The organism is Eximiradius proteiniborus (genome assembly GCF_058546985.1).
Genome location: NZ_CM178592.1, coordinates 1,776,294 through 1,792,500, shown reverse-complemented (window position 1 = coordinate 1,792,500; position 16,207 = coordinate 1,776,294). Strand labels below are relative to the sequence as shown.

The 16,207-nt window shown below is 42.9% G+C and carries 10 protein-coding genes and 2 rRNA genes (1 of these 12 running past the window's edge); 10 read left to right on the top strand and 2 right to left on the bottom strand.

Annotated features, from left to right (window positions below; all coding sequences use genetic code 11):
* The 7 genes from ACY2LT_RS07430 to ACY2LT_RS07400 all read left to right on the top strand — a co-directional run.
* Positions 1–485, top strand: partial view of a hypothetical protein gene (locus tag ACY2LT_RS07430; RefSeq protein ID WP_491814878.1) — the 3' portion only. 46 nt of this gene lie to the left of the window's left edge; the window shows 485 of its 531 coding nt (coding positions 47–531); its start codon lies beyond the left edge, outside the window; it ends in the stop codon at positions 483–485.
* A gap of 111 nt (positions 486–596) precedes the next feature.
* Positions 597–3,411, top strand: a 23S ribosomal RNA gene (locus ACY2LT_RS07425).
* A gap of 61 nt (positions 3,412–3,472) precedes the next feature.
* Positions 3,473–3,581 (top strand): 5S ribosomal RNA (gene rrf, locus ACY2LT_RS07420).
* 117 nt (positions 3,582–3,698) lie between these two features.
* Positions 3,699–4,820: an FIST N-terminal domain-containing protein gene (locus ACY2LT_RS07415; RefSeq protein ID WP_491814876.1), complete on the top strand. Its 1,122-nt coding sequence runs from the start codon at positions 3,699–3,701 to the stop codon at positions 4,818–4,820.
* Between the two features lie 83 nt (positions 4,821–4,903).
* Entirely contained in the window at positions 4,904–5,458 is a 555-nt protein-coding gene (locus tag ACY2LT_RS07410; RefSeq protein WP_491814875.1) for a hypothetical protein, read from the top strand.
* Between the two features lie 74 nt (positions 5,459–5,532).
* The gene (locus ACY2LT_RS07405; protein WP_491814874.1) at positions 5,533–6,270 is read left to right on the top strand and encodes an SIMPL domain-containing protein; all 738 of its coding nucleotides are present in this window, start codon (positions 5,533–5,535) and stop codon (positions 6,268–6,270) included.
* Between the two features lie 33 nt (positions 6,271–6,303).
* Complete coding sequence (locus tag ACY2LT_RS07400) at positions 6,304–9,849, top strand: vitamin B12-dependent ribonucleotide reductase (protein ID WP_491814872.1); 3,546 nt, start codon at positions 6,304–6,306, stop codon at positions 9,847–9,849.
* Between the two features lie 106 nt (positions 9,850–9,955).
* Here the strand turns inward: ACY2LT_RS07400 and def are convergent, their stop codons facing one another.
* Positions 9,956–10,522, bottom strand: coding sequence for a peptide deformylase (gene def, locus ACY2LT_RS07395; RefSeq protein WP_491814871.1), 567 nt, complete (start codon positions 10,520–10,522; stop codon positions 9,956–9,958).
* A gap of 94 nt (positions 10,523–10,616) precedes the next feature.
* Here def and ACY2LT_RS07390 point away from each other — a divergent pair, with 94 nt between their 5' ends.
* Positions 10,617–12,557 carry a S9 family peptidase gene (locus ACY2LT_RS07390; RefSeq protein WP_491814870.1) on the top strand — a complete coding sequence of 647 codons (1,941 nt, stop codon included), beginning with the start codon at positions 10,617–10,619 and terminating at the stop codon, positions 12,555–12,557.
* A 163-nt stretch (positions 12,558–12,720) separates the two neighbouring features.
* Positions 12,721–14,787, top strand: coding sequence for an agmatine deiminase family protein (locus ACY2LT_RS07385; RefSeq protein WP_491814868.1), 2,067 nt, complete (start codon positions 12,721–12,723; stop codon positions 14,785–14,787).
* Between the two features lie 134 nt (positions 14,788–14,921).
* Here the strand turns inward: ACY2LT_RS07385 and ACY2LT_RS07380 are convergent, their stop codons facing one another.
* A complete protein-coding gene (locus ACY2LT_RS07380) occupies positions 14,922–15,317 on the bottom strand; it encodes an OsmC family protein (RefSeq protein WP_491814867.1) in 396 nt (131 codons plus the stop codon).
* 155 nt (positions 15,318–15,472) lie between these two features.
* On the opposite strand from ACY2LT_RS07380, the gene ACY2LT_RS07375 reads away from it, so the two are divergent.
* Positions 15,473–16,207 carry a DUF5714 domain-containing protein gene (locus ACY2LT_RS07375; RefSeq protein WP_491814866.1) on the top strand — a complete coding sequence of 245 codons (735 nt, stop codon included), beginning with the start codon at positions 15,473–15,475 and terminating at the stop codon, positions 16,205–16,207.

Here is a 16,207-nt window from a genome sequence, read left to right as displayed (position 1 = left end):
CGACGCAGGCAGCGCCATCGGTAATCAAGGGTGGATATTGCTATGTAGATGGAAAATGGATAAAGGGAACGTTGATGTCTGCTGGAGGAATAAGGATAGAAAATGGTGTAGCATATGTCGATCCGCCATGGGCTTTTGTGGGAGAAGATGGTACGGTTATTGGGTCAAATGATGAAGTTGGTGAGTTGCCGTGGAAAGGAAGTTTGCCTGAGGGTGGAAAAATAAACGAAAAATTAGCTGCTGTTTCGATAAGTGATAATGGGTTGATGGTGATTGGTAATAAGCCAATTAAAGTGGAAGTAATTGATGTGCAAAGCGGTGCGGTGATTTATAGCGAAGAAAATTTAACTAATTTGTATTTGAGTTTTGATAAAGTGCTTTCATACGGAAAAAATTATCTCTTAATATTAGATGATAGAAAGAATTCGAAAGAAACCATACAGTTTGTGGTTGGTGACGACGAAATTTTGATAAAAAGAAAATAAATAAATTTTCTAGATCTTTGAAAATACGGTTGATACAATAGGAAGAACTATTGTATAAGAGGAGAGAAGCGCAACGAGGCAAAGCGAGTGTGAGTATAACAACACATGAGGCGGTAAGTTACTAAGAGCACACGGTGGATGCCTTGGCACCAAGAGGCGATGAAGGACGCGGCTACCAGCGAAATTCTTCGGGGAGCAGGAAGCATGCTATGATCCGGAGGTGTCCGAATGGGGAAACCCGGCGGGGGTAATGCCCCGTCATCCCGCAAGGGAGGCGAACGCGGGGAATTGAAACATCTAAGTACCCGTAGGAAAAGAAAGCGAATGCGATTCCCTTAGTAGCGGCGAGCGAAACGGGAACAGCCTAAACCAGTCTGCATGCAGACTGGGGTTGTAGGACCTCAACAAAGCTATCCGTAGATGTAGTTGAACTGTCTGGAAAGTCAGGCCGTAGAAGGTGATAGCCCTGTAAGCGAAACGTCGAAAGAAGCGAGAGGTATCCTGAGTACCACGGAGCAAGTGGAATTCTGTGGGAATCTGCCCGGACCACCGGGTAAGGCTAAATACTACTTGGTGACCGATAGTGAACCAGTACCGTGAGGGAAAGGTGAAAAGAACCCTTCAGAAGGGAGTGAAATAGAACCTGAAACCGTGTGCTTACAAACGGTGGGAGCAAATCGTCGCAAGACGAGGAGTGACCGCGTGCCTTTTGCTTAATGAACCAACGAGTTGCTCGTTACGTGCAAGGCTAAGTGTCTCCTTAGACACGGAGCCGTAGCGAAAGCGAGTCTGAATAGGGCGACTGAGTACGTAGCGGCAGACGCGAAACCGGGTGATCTATTCATGGCCAGGATGAAGCGTGGGTAACACCACGTGGAGGTCCGAACCGGTGTGGGTTGAAAACCGCTCGGATGAGCTGTGAATAGGGGTGAAAGGCCAATCAAACTCGGTTATAGCTCGTACTCCCCGAAATGTATTTAGGTACAGCCTTGCGTTAGTGTCCAGGAGGTAGGGCTCTGATAGGGCTAGGGCCGTTACCACGGTACCGACCCCTGATAAACTACAAATGCCTGAGACATGGTGCGCAGGAGTGAGGCAGTGGGGGATAAGCTTCATTGCCGAGAGGGGAACAACCCAGACTATCGACTAAGGTCCCCAAGTAAATGCTAATAGATAAAGGAGGTTCAGTTGCATAGACAGCCAGGATGTTGGCTTAGAAGCAGCCATTCATTTAAAGAGTGCGTAATAGCTCACTGGTCGAGCGACTGAGCGCCGACAATACTCGGGACTAAGCATTTCACCGAAGTCATAGGATGCTGCAATGCATCGGTAGGGGAGCATTCTGTAGCGCGTCGAAGGTGCATCGTGAGGTGTGCTGGAGCATACAGAAGAGCAAATGTTGGTATAAGTAACGATAACGGAAGTGAGAATCTTCCGCGCCGAAAGTCTAAGGTTTCCTTGAGCTCTGTTCGTCATCTCAGGGTTAGTCGGCCCCTAAGGCGAGACCGAAAGGTGTAGTCGATGGGAATCAGGCAACTAATAATATTCCTGAACCACCGAAAACTTTAAACACAGGGACGCAGGAGCACAGGCTATGAGAGTTAATGGCTATCTCTTATAGCTGTAGCACACTGCCGAGAAAAGCTGTGTGTATAGTTTAGGTGACCGTACCGGAAACCGACACAGGTAGACAGGTTGAGTATACTCAGGCGCGCGAGTGAGTCGCTGTTAAGGAACTCGGCAAATTGACCCCGTAACTTCGGGATAAGGGGTGCCACGGCAACGTGGCCGCAGAGAAATGGCCCAGGCGACTGTTTAACAAAAACACATCTCTCTGCTAACTCGTGAAGAGGAAGTATAGGGAGTGACACCTGCCCGGTGCTGGAAGGTTAAAGGGAGGGGTCAGCCGCAAGGCGAAGCTCCGAACTGAAGCCCCAGTAAACGGCGGCCGTAACTATAACGGTCCTAAGGTAGCGAAATTCCTTGTCGGGTAAGTTCCGACCTGCACGAATGGTGTAACGATCTGGGCACTGTCTCAACAGCGAGCTCGGTGAACTTGTGGTACCGGTGAAGACGCCGGTTACCCGCACTGGGACGGAAAGACCCCATGCACCTTTACTGCAACTTATTATTGGGTCTGATTGCATCATGCGTAGGATAGGTGGGAGACTGTGAAGCGGAGCTTGTGGGCTTCGTGGAGTCACCGGTGAAATACCACCCTTGATGCAGTTGGATTCTAACCTGGCAGAGTGGATCTGCAGGGACAGTGGTAGGTGGGCAGTTTGACTGGGGCGGTCGCCTCCCAAAAAGTAACGGAGGCTTACAAAGGTCACCTCAGCACGGTCGGTAATCGTGCGTAGAGTGCAAAGGCATAAGGTGGCTTTACTGTGAGACCGACAGGTCGAGCAGTTGCGAAAGCAGGTCTTAGTGATCCGGCGGTTCTGTGTGGAAGGGCCGTCGCTCAAAGGATAAAAGGTACGCTGGGGATAACAGGCTGATCTTGCCCAAGAGTTCACATCGACGGCAAGGTTTGGCACCTCGATGTCGGCTCATCGCATCCTGGGGCTGGAGAAGGTCCCAAGGGTTTGGCTGTTCGCCAATTAAAGCGGTACGTGAGCTGGGTTCAGAACGTCGTGAGACAGTTCGGTCCCTATCCAGTGTGGGCGCAAGATACTTGAGGGGACCCGCTCTTAGTACGAGAGGACCGGAGCGCCCGGACCGACGGTGCATCTGTTGTCATGCCAATGGCACAGCAGAGTAGCCATGTCCGGAAAGGATAAGTGCTGAAAGCATCTCAAGCACGAAACCTACCCCAAGATTAGGTATCTCTTAAGGACCCAGGTAGACGACCTGGTTGATAGGCTTCAGGTGTAAGCGTAGTAATACGTTCAGCCAAGAAGTACTAATAGTCCGTCGACTTACCTCTCTCGTGTGTTGTTATACTTGCACTCCAATTGCTCTCTCCTCTTACACAATAGCTCTTTTCGCTTGGTGACCATAGCGTAGGGGAAACACCTCTTCCCATTCCGAACAGAGAAGTTAAGCCCTAACGCGCCGATGATACTGCTACGGTGGGAAAGTAGGTTGTCGCCAAGCTCAATCGTAATGAAAACCCGCAATCAATCAGGTTGCGGGTTTTTTTTTACTTATTTTTATATTCTAAAACAAAATTTATAGTATTTCGTGTTCTATACTAATAAAATGATAAAAATTATGTCGCAAGATATTAAAATATCCTTCTCTAAAGAACTGATTTCTGATGATGCAATTAATGAAATTGCCTCGTCGATAGACGTTTCCGACGATGCTCTGAAATTTGCGTTTTTCAGTTCGAACTACAACAAATCACGTATGCAGAACGCCTTGGCTAAATCGCTCGGGCAGAACGTTATGGCTTGCTCCACTGCTGGTGAAATTTCGCCACGCGGAATTACTAAATACACTACTGTTGCCGCTTCCATTAGTAGCAAGATTGCCAAATTTAAAAAATATGAAATAAATGATTTAATCAAATTTAATATTAACGATGCATTTGATATTCGTCGCGATTTCGAAAACGAGTTCAATTTTAATATAAACGATGCTGATAAGTACGTCGGAATATTGCTGATCGACGGCAAATCTATGCTCGAAGATAAAATTATTGCTTTGCTTTACAAAGTGTTTATGCCAATAAAAATCGTTGGAGGCTCTGCCGGAGACGATTTGCATTTTGTTCAAACGAATGTTTATAACGATAATGAACTTAGATCTAATGCAGCTTCGTTTGTAGTGCTTCGTTGCGAAACTCCTTTCCGCGTTTTTAAAACTCAGTTTTTCAAGCCGATGAGCGATAAAATAGTTATCACAGATGCAAGTCCCCGCAAAAGAATTGTATATGAAATTAACGGCGAACGAGCTGCTGTTGAATATGCAAGTATTCTTAATATTCCTGTCGAAGATTTGAATGCTTATACATTCGCCAAGCATCCTATGGTCTTGCAAATTGGAAATAATCTTTATGTTCGTTCATTCGAAAAAATGAACCCCGACTACAGCCTTTCAGTATTAAGCGCTATTGATGTCGGGCTTGTTCTGAGAGTTGCCGAACCAACGGATATTGTGCAGGACTACAATAATTTGTTTGAATATTTGAAAAAAGAGCTTGGCGAAAATTACTTTTTCATTGCTTTTGACTGCGTTCACCGTCGCTACCTAACCGAACAGGATGGATTGTTCGATCAGGTTAATAATACATTCAAACTGCAAAATGTGGTTGGATTTAACACCTACGGCGAACAATTTATGGGTATGCACACAAACCAAACGCTCACCGGTATTGCCTTCGCTATGTAAGCTCAGTTTTAAACTGAATTATTTTGATTGAACGAGATAATCATCTATTTATGTGAATGTGAAAAACATAAATAGGTGATATTATGGATATTGAAAAATTAAAAGGTGAAACTAAAAGAGCGTTCGAGCAGTTTCAGAAATATCTGACATTGCCCAGACCTCGAAAAATCGAACTGCTTGCTTCGGACGAAAAACAATTTCAAGAGATATGCCGTTACTACGAAAAATGGGATTGGGAGAAACGAGCGCGTTTGTTTGATTATTTTGCTCTTAAAAAAGATTTTTCTGATGAAGAAATCACAATCGCAGAGCTAAATAAAAAATTATCGAATGAGCTGAAAAATTTTTCCTGGATTTTTGCCGATGCTATAAAATTAATGAGTAAGAATTTATCCGATGTAGTTAGCGGAAGTAACGAAATTGATATTGACGCTTTTTCTAAACAAATATCATTAATTTTGAAAAACTTACAGGATTTTTTAAAAATCAAAGAATTTTTGCTGGAAACACAGGATGAAGAATTAAATTTTGCAGATAGTGTGTTTGAACAGAAGAAAGTGCAAGATGCTCTATTTGACTTGAAGAACCTAATATTGGAGGAAGTTGAGAAGAAAGGTGTTGAAAACTTTCAATTATAATTTTTGATTATTAGAAAAGAAAAAATTAGATTTAGAATACTAAATTAAGTCATTAACAATATTTTGGTGATAAAATGTCCGAGCAAAAAAATCAGCACCAAGGCTATTTGCTGTTGGGAGTTGCACTTGCTATTGGTATAATTGTTTCATCGTTTATCCTGTCGCAGGCAATAAAATCGAGGAACTACAATTCAATATCTGTGAAAGGGCTGGCAGAGAAAAACATTGTATCAAATATCGCCGTGTGGGAGCCGCAAGTGCAAGTATGGTCGGCAAGTTTGAGCGAAGCATATTCGAAAATCAAGCAAGATGCCGACAGATTTTACAATTTTTTGCTTTCGAAGGGCATTCCAAAAGACGAAATAACACTTGTGAGCTTAGAAAATACTGTTACATACGAAAAGCAGGGATATGAAGATAATGTTGCCCGCAAAACAGGCTACCTGCTAATTCAAAAGTTCCGGATTGAATCGAAAGATGTGCAAAGAATATCCCGTATTTCTCAGGAAGCTTCTGAAATATTAAGCGCCGGAGTAGAACTGATTTCCCAGCCACCGGATTATTACTATAACGGATTGGAAAATGAGAAAATTGCACTATTAGGTCTTGCTACAAAAGATGCATTTCGCCGTGCCGAGGAACTTGCAAAAGTTGCCGAGACAAAAGTTTCTGGACTTAAATCTGCAACACAAGGAATTTTTCAGGTTACCGGCAAACATTCAATGGAAGTGTCCGACTGGGGCATTTTTGATACGAAATCGATAGAGAAGACAATTAAATGCGTAGTTAGCGTAGAATTTTATACAAAGTAATATAGATTTGTTTATATAATTTTTGGTTTTACAATGAAGTTTACACGAATTTTTACTCGTGGGGGAGTAAATCCCTACGAGATGTTCAACTATACGCTTCGAAAGTCCATCCTACGCAATCCAGACGGTTCGGTGGTTTTCGAAATGGATAATGTTGAGGTTCCTACTCATTGGTCTCAACTTGCAACAGACATATTAGCTCAAAAATATTTCCGGAAAACCGGAGTTCCACAATACAACAGCGATGGAAGTCCAATTTTAGACGAACACGGCAATCAGGTGCTTGGCAGCGAAAACTCTGTCAAGCAAGTGGTGCATCGTTTGGCGGCAACCTGGAAGCACTGGGGCGAGCAGTATAAATATTTCGATTCTCCCGAAGATGCAAATATTTTTTACGACGAATTAGTTTATATGTTGCTCAATCAAATGTGTGCTCCGAACTCTCCGCAATGGTTCAACACCGGGCTTGCTTATGCCTATGGGATAAAGGGAACACCTCAGGGACACTATTATGTGGACCCCGACACAGGAGAAATCACAAAGTCGCAGGATGCCTACACCCGTCCGCAGCCGCACGCTTGCTTTATCCAATCAGTTGAAGACGATTTGCTAAACGAAGGTGGAATATTCGACCTTGCTATGCGTGAAGCAAGAATTTTCAAATTTGGTAGCGGCACTGGCACTAATTTTTCTTCGCTTCGCGGAGAACGCGAGCAACTATCCGGCGGTGGTTATTCCTCGGGACTTATGAGTTTTCTGAAAATATTCGACCGTGCAGCCGGGGCAATCAAATCAGGGGGCACTACACGGCGCGCAGCTAAAATGGTGATTGTAGATATTGACCACCCGGATATAGAAGAATTTATTGATTGGAAAGCCCGCGAGGAAGAAAAAGTTGCGGCTCTTGTGGCTGGCTCGCGTATAGCCAATGTGTTTCTGAATGCAATTTTGGAAGAGGCTGTTCATAATGGCACAGATATTAACAAGAACAAGGCTTTGCGTGTGCTTGTTCAGAAAGCAGTAAACCGCGGAATTCCACTCAATCATATTAACCGTGTTCTGGAACTTGTCGATCAAGGTTTTACCTCGCTCGAATTTCCTGTGATGGACACTCACTACGAAGGCGAAGCCTATATTACGGTTAGCGGACAAAACTCCAACAATAGCGTTCGCGTTACAAACGAGTTTATGCGGGCAGTAGAAAATGATGAAATGTGGGAACTCAAATGGCGAACCACAAAAACAGTGAAAAAAACAATTCGCGCACGCGATTTATGGAATAGAATTAATTTGGCGGCTTGGAAATCTGCCGATCCGGGCTTGCAATTCGACACAACAATTAATGAATGGCACACTTGCCCCGCCTCTGGAAGAATTAATGCTTCGAACCCTTGCAGTGAATATATGTTTTTGGATGATACAGCCTGCAATCTTGCAAGTTTGAACTTACTTAAATTTTATGATGAGAACGAACATATTTTCAAAGTTGATGAATTCAGGCACGCGGTAAGAATCTGGACGGTTGTTCTGGAAATATCTGTTCTTATGGCACAATTTCCATCACGTCGGATTGCTAAACTGAGCTACGATTTTCGCACATTGGGCTTGGGATATGCAAATCTTGGTGCGTTGCTGATGGTGCACGGCATACCATACGATTCGCCGGAAGCACTTGCCTGGACCGGTGCAATTTCTGCTATTATGACCGGCGAGGCTTATGCAACATCAGCCGAAATGGCTGGCGAGCTTGGTGCGTTTCCTGCATTCGAAGCTAACCGCGAAGATATGCTACGCGTGATACGCAATCATCGCCGTGCCGCATATAATGCAATGTCGGCAGAATATGAAAATCTAACTATAAAACCGATGGGAATAAATCCTCGCTATTGCCCTGAATATTTGCTGAATACAGCTCGCGAAGTGTGGGATATTGCTTTGCAAAGAGGCGAAAATCACGGCTATCGCAATGCTCAGGTTTCAGTAATTGCTCCGACCGGCACAATCGGGTTGCTGATGGATTGCGACACTACCGGCATTGAACCCGATTTCGCAGTTGTCAAATACAAGAAACTTGCTGGCGGTGGCTACTTCAAAATCATCAATCAATCTATCAGAAAGGCTCTCACCAAGCTTGGATACAGCAAAAAGCAAATTGACGAAATCGAAAAATACACAATCGGTCACGGCACACTTTCCGGTTGCCCGCATATTAACAAGCAATCTCTCAAGGCAAAAGGATTTACGCAGGAAAAAATTGATATAATAGAAAAAGAGTTATCGAACGTATTCGATATTCGTTTTGCATTCAATAAATGGACGCTTGGCGAAGATTTCTTGCTGAAACTTGGAATTTCGCAAGAGGAACTCGACGCTCCGAACTTTGATTTGCTCAGGCGATTGGGTTACAAAGAAGAAGAAATCGAACAGGCAAACGATTATGTATGTGGAACAATGATGATAGAAGGTGCTCCACATCTGAAGGAAGAAGATTTGCCAATATTCGATACGGCAAACAAATGTGGCAAGCGCGGGCAACGCTTCATTAGTCCGATGGCACATATAAGGATTATGGCAGCTGCTCAGCCGTTTATATCGGGAGCTATTTCGAAGACTGTGAATTTGCCGTCCAATTCAACTGTTGCCGATATTGGCGATATTTACCTGACTTCTTGGAAATATATGCTGAAAGCAATAGCTCTGTACCGCGACGGTTCGAAACTTTCGCAGCCGCTCAATTCAGCTAATTTTGCCAACATCGACGAAGTGGTTACTCTTGGCGACGAAAACACATTGGACGAAACCAAAGGACCTCGCGAAGTGCAGGAGATAATTGCCGATAGAATTCATTACAAGCTGGTTCGCCATAAACTACCGAAAAAGCGTCGCGGTCATATTCGCGAGGCTCTTATTGGTGGACACAAAGTGTTCCTGCGCACCGGAGAATACGAAGACGGTTCGCTTGGCGAAATCTTTATCGATATGTACAAAGAAGGTGCTTCGTTCCGTGCATTGATGAACAGCTTTGCTATTCTTACATCGAAAGCCTTGCAATATGGCGTTCCGCTCGAAGATCTTGTAGATACATTCACTTTCACTCGTTTCGATCCATCGGGTCCGGTGGAAGGGCACGAAGCGATAAAATTTGCTACTTCGGTTCTGGATTTTGTTTTCCGGTCGCTGGGTTATGATTACCTCAATCGCACAGACTTTGTTCACGTTAAGGCAGTAGATGAAGTGCCCGGCAACGGCAACGGAAAGAACGGGAACGGACACAAGACCGACGAGCCGAACCGTGAAGAGAACCAAGATAATTCAGGCGAGGCAAACGATTCAGCTTCCTACGACGAGCCAATCAGCAATATTAAGATAAGCGAAGATGGTGAACTTGTTCCCGAGGAGGCTATCGCAAATCCGAAAGCAAACGGGACGGCAACAGCAAACGCATTGAAAACTTCTGCCGAAGCACGTTCTATGGGCTATACCGGCGAATATTGCGTCAATTGCGGTTCAATGAAGGTGAAGCGAAACGGCAGCTGCACTGTTTGCGAAGATTGTGGCTCGACAAGCGGTTGCTCTTAATTGAAATATAAATTAATCTAAAAGAGGCTGTCGTGAATTGTTCGACAGCCTCTTTTTTTTGAAAAATTTGTTGATGAGTTTTATCAGCAGAGCAAACAATAATTGCCTATTTATCAACGACCTGACCGTTTGGGAGCACCATCGGGTAGTCCGGAAGGATTTGCCCTTTTTCAATTTTCTTCAACTTGTTTTTGATGAGCACGCGGCGAAGCGGAGCAATTCGTTCGAAAAACAGGATACCTTGCAGGTGGTCGAATTCGTGCTGAAACACACGGGCAAGAAATCCACTGAAAGTAGTCCGATATTCTTTCATATTCACGTCATTATACTGAACTTCGATTTCGAGAGGGCGTTCTACATCTTCCCAAAGGTCTGGAACGCTAAGGCAACCTTCTGTTAGAACATCGGTTTCGTCCGAGAAAGCGATTATTTTAGGATTAATTACAACAATTGGATTAGGTTTCTCTTCTTTGTTTAAATTGGTATCAATGACGAAAATAGATTTTGTTTCGCCGATCTGGTTTGCAGCAAGCCCAACACCATTGCCGGTGTTGATCATAGTATCGATCAGATTATCTGCAATTTTTTTTATTTCGTCGTTGAAATCTGTTACATCCTGCGTTTTTTGTTTCATCACAGGATGGAAGCAATTATATACCGGGACAACCGCCATTATTCACCATAATTAAATATTTAAAAACGATAAAAAATTGTTTATATTGCTATTATTTGGATAATCGTAGTTTTAATAATATTTGGAGGAATTGATGAAAAGATTAAGTCTTATATCAATGATTTTGTTGCTGGTGGCTACGGCATTTACTTCTGCCGAAGTGAACCGCAAGGAAATTGGCAATCTGGTGATAGAGAATATTCCCGAAATTCCTGCAAGTTTGCAGGAGCGGTTAGAGCAATACCAAAATGTGCGTTCAGCTGGATTTGCTGGCTGGGCAAACGACAGCAAGGGTGTTTATATTCTCACTCGCTTTTCGGAAACTGCACAGGTGCACTTTGTAGGGCAACCCGGCGGAGCTCGCCGCCAACTTACGTTCTACAAAGAGCCAATTGCAGGGATTGCAGTACGCCCATCGAAAGAACGCGGCTTTCTATTTAGCAAAGATATTGGTGGCAACGAGCAATATCAGATATACTATTTTGACGAGGAAAACGGGAACGTCCGTATGCTAAGCAATGGCAAATCCCGTTACGGCAGCTATCAATGGTCGCCTGATGGAGAAAAATTTGCTTATACATCGAACGAACGTAACAACCGTGACTTTGATATTTACATTTACGAATTTAAATCCGGGAAATCTCAGATGGTTTTCGAAGCAAAAGGGCAATGGAGCTTTCTCGATTTTTCGTCCGACGGCAAGCAGGCATTGATATACAATTATATTTCGATAAACGAAAGCTCGGTATATTTGCTTGATTTGAGCACAAAAAAATACGAAAAATTAGTTGAATACAACGAAAAAGTTGCAATGGGCGATGCGGCATTTTCCAAAGACGGCAAAGGTGTGTTCTTTCTCTCAAACTATGGAAGTGAGTTCAAGAAATTGTTTTATGTTGATTTGAAAACTAAAAAAATCACTCCGATAACAGATGCGATTGACTGGGATGTGGAAGGCATAACAATTTCGAAAGATGGGGCAAATCTTGCATTTTCTGTGAATGCAAATGGTTCGAGCAAAGTATATATAATGAATACCAAAACATTTAAGTATTCCGAGCCAAAGAATTTGCCAAAAGGTGAAATCGGCGGATTTGCATTTTCGCCGGACAGCAAAAAGTTTGCATTTACTATGAATTCGTCGTTTTCGCCGGGCGATGTGTTTGTTTATTCCCTGAAAGATCAAAAGGCAGAACAATGGACATTTAGCGAAGTTGGTGGGTTAAATACATCAAAATTTATCGAACCGGTGCTAATTCAGTATCCAACATTTGATTCTGTGGCTGGCAAACCGCGGATGATTCCTGCGTATTACTACAAGCCAAAGGGCAATGGACCGTTCCCGGTTGTGATAAACTTCCACGGCGGACCAGAAGGGCAATTTCGTCCGGGCTTTGCTTCGTACTTCCAGTTTTTGCTTAACGAACTTGGAGTTGCAGTGATTGCACCAAATGTGCGTGGAAGCGAAGGCTACGGCAAAACATTTCTCGATTTGGATAACGGATTTTTGCGTGAAAATTCAGTGAAAGACGGCGGAGCATTGCTCGATTGGATTGCAAAACAGCCGGAACTCGATGCTAAACGCATTTGCGTTTACGGTGGTTCGTATGGTGGCTATATGGTGCTTGCAATGATGACTCACTACAACGAACGTCTTGCAGCCGGGATTGATGTTGTTGGTATATCAAATTTTGTAACGTTTTTGGAAAACACAAGTGAGTATCGCCGCGACCTTCGCCGTGTGGAATATGGAGACGAACGCAACCCGGAAATGAGACAATTTTTGGAAAAGATTTCGCCGCTTAATAATGCACATAAAATATCAAAACCATTATTTGTGATTCAGGGATTGAACGACCCACGGGTGCCTACTTCCGAAGCCGAGCAGATTGTTGCGAAAGTGCGTCAGAATGGCGGGGACGTGTGGTATTTGCTTGCCAAAGACGAAGGGCACGGCTTCCGCAAGAAGTCGAACCGCGATTACTATAACGCAGCGGTTGCGCTGTTTCTGAAGGAAGTGTTCCGATTGAATTAATTTGTGTGTTGCGAAATAAATCGAAACGGGCTTGCCCAAAAACGGGCGAGCCTGTTTTTTGATAAGTTATTTATTTTTCTTTAAAATATTTGGTAACGAAATGGTTAGTTTAAGTGTATATATATTACTAATTAATAATATTTTGTAAAATTTTTGGTGTTTTATGAAGAAATTTTTTATTGCAATTTTAATCGGATTTTTGTTTATGCAAGGCAACTCTTTTGCTGTGGATAAATCGCAGATAAAAGAGCACCTGAAACATATGAACAAAGAAGATTTTCGTAATTTTTTCTCTTCTCACAAAAAATATAAAGCATTGGACGAAAATATTAAATCGTTGGTACGGAAAAATCAGTTGTCCGGGCGTGCCAAAGAAAACATAACCACACAAAAAATCGCTCAGTTGGAATTGCCGGCAGAACGGTATTTCCCGGCAGAGTTCGAGGAAGTGCAGGCTATTTTGATTGGGTGGCCCTATTATTCATTCGACAAAGATATGCAAATTCAGTATCCGCTCGAACAGCTTTTCGATGGCAAGGCTCTTTATTATGATTATGTAAAGCAGGAGTATAAGCTTATTGATGTGGTAAATGTTCCTGATGTATTTGATGATAGCGAATATGCCTTTATTTATGCATCGCTTGCTGATGCAATTCAGAAAGAAGCTCAGGTGTGGATAAATGTTTGGAACGCAGAAGATACCACCGGCATTCTTGAATATACAGCAAAGGTTGGCAAGCCGTTGTATAATTACAGATTTTTTGTTAATCCGGGTAATTCATTCTGGTATCGTGATTGCGGACCAGTCGGGTTTTATTATGGCGACCAGGATAGCGTTGCTTTCTTAGATTTTGAATACTATGGCGGCAGACCTCTCGACGACGAAATACCGGGCAGACTTGGCAAAGAACTTGGTATTCCGGTTTATTCAACTACAATTGAATTCGAAGGTGGCAATATTTTGGTTGATGGCGACGGAACATTATTTACAACAAATGCAATAGTTGATGCAAATGCAGATGGCGAAGGGCGTATGTATTTGGACGAATCAAGTCCGCTCGGATTTAGTGTTGAGGAAAAGCCGGTGCTTACTCTTGCACAGGTGCGGGATAGTTTGGCTTATCTTATGAACCTGAAACGAATAAAAATTCTCGACAGGCTTCAATATGATGGCGGAACGGGGCATATCGATTTATATGCAGATTTCTACGACGAAAACACTTTTGTTTTCACAAAATATCCTTCCGAACTTTCTTCTTTCTTTGATTCGAAACTAACTTCGAAAAATATTGATACTCTGCTTAAGCTTACTTCGAGAAACGGAAAAAAATATTTGAGCCGTAATATTCCGCTTCCACGAAAAGATGACGGCACCTGGTACAAAAGTTCAAAAGAATACGAACGCTACACACGAACATATTCTAACCATTTGTTTGTAAATAAAACGATTATTCAGCCTGTGTTTTATACTGAAGGAGTTGGCGGCAGCAAGTCGGATTTCGAAGAAGCAATGACTGCACTAAAACAGGCTTATCCCGGCTACAATATTGTGCCGATTGATGTTCGCTATTTCGATGGTTCGGGTGGGGCAATTCATTGCATAACAAAGCAAATTCCTGCAGATAATCCGCTTCGCATTTTCCATTATCCGGTTTCGGCGGCTGATTTGTTCGAAGACGGCTACAGAGTGGACGCAGAAATTACAAACAGAAGCGGAATAAAGAACGCAAAAGTTTATTGGAAACGTAGTTACGACGAAAACTGGAATTCTGCTCCGTTGCAGAAAGACGAGAACAATAAATTCACCGGATTTATTCCAAATTCCGCACTTAACGAAGGCGATACTGTCGTTTACTACATCTATGCAGAATCAAATAACGGGAAGTCGATAACCAAGCCGATGGTTGCACCCCAAGGCAATTATCAGTTTGTAGTAAGTTACGTTTCAGTCAGAGACAATTCAGTTAGCGACGACGAAGTAAGCGAGGTGTTTCCTAATCCGGCGAATGAATTTGCTTCGATCGAGTTTAGAAACGCTAAATCAGGTAAGGTAAAGATTAGCATAATTAATTCTACTGGCGTGCAGGTTTATGCAAACACTGTTGATTTGCTTTCGCAGTATGATGTGATTACAATCAACACATCGAAATTGCCTGTTGGGCTGTATTACTTGAATATTTCGTTCGACGAACGAAGCTCGATTATGCGAAAGATGAGCGTAGTAAGATAATCTGAAAAATCAGAACAGAAAAATTCAGGCTACACAACTTGTGTAGCCATTTTTTTAAATACTTCTGGAGAATTTGGAACGAAATTAATATAAAAGCGATAAGAAAAAAGGGCGTTCGAAAAACGCCCTTGCTCTTATTGCTCTAAAACTGTTGTTCGGACGTCGAATTCTGGTGGGTCCTGAATAGTTTTTTTGACGGCACAATGATTTGCAGCAGCTATCAAGGCTGGCAGATATTTATCCGGGAAGCTCGAAGGCACTCGTATATCGAGCGTGATTTTGCCAACTTTACGATTGATAAAATCATATTCGATATCTTGAATGATTTCGATACCATCGGCGGAAAGTCCGCGACTATCGCAAAATCCTTTTACATAAATACCGGCGCAAGTGCCGAGCGAAGCAAGAAATAAATCATATGGTGCAGGTGCAGTTCCGTCGCCACCACCCTCGACGGGTTGGTCTGTTTGGACTGTGAAACCGTTGAATTCAGCATAAACTTTTTTGTTTCCTGCAAAATAAATTCTCATTTTAAAACCTCTTTTTAAAAACAATATTCCATTTCGTTCATATAGTCGTTGCAAACAAAAAATTATTTTATTATTAATTACAACTAAGTAAATTACAATAATTTTACTGCTAAATACTCTTAATCTATTATTTCAAAAATTCTTGAGAGCATAATATGATAGAATTAAATCAGCATTCAGAACGCACAACTTGCATACTATGTGGGGAAGATTTGCACAAAGTAGAGAAAATGGAAGACAGAATTTGCGATTTCTGCGGGCAGGTGAAGGCTGTTCCGGTGGTATGCGACAATTCCCACTGTATTTGTTCGGATTGTATGGAAAAAACTCCCGAAGAATTCGTGATAGACAGATGCCTGAAATATCAGGGGATCAGCCCGATTGAACTTGCGGTGGAGATAATGAACTCGCCTGTTATTCGTATGCACGGGGCAGAACATCATATGATTGTGCCGGCGGTGCTTACAACTTGCCTGCATAACTACCATAAATCAGAAGAAAGCCTGAACGCCAAGCTAAACGCAATTGAACGCCGTGCCAAAGAAGAAACGCCACGCGTCTGCTCGTTCGATATAAATACCTGCGGTGCGGCAATTGGGCTTGGAGTGTTTCTGAGCACATATCTGAACCGCGAACTTATGGACGAAGACGAATGGTCGCTCTCGAACCAAATAACGGCGGTTGCTCTGAAAAGAATTGCCGAAGCAGGGGCGCCACGATGCTGCAAACGCGACACTTATCTATCGATTCAAGCGGCAATTGAGTTTTTGAAAGAACATTTTGCAATAGAATTGCCTTATGCCGAAGCTAAATGCACTTTCTCGCTGCGTAACCGCACTTGCAAGCACGAAGAATGCCAGTTCTATAATATAAGTAATTCACTTGTGTAG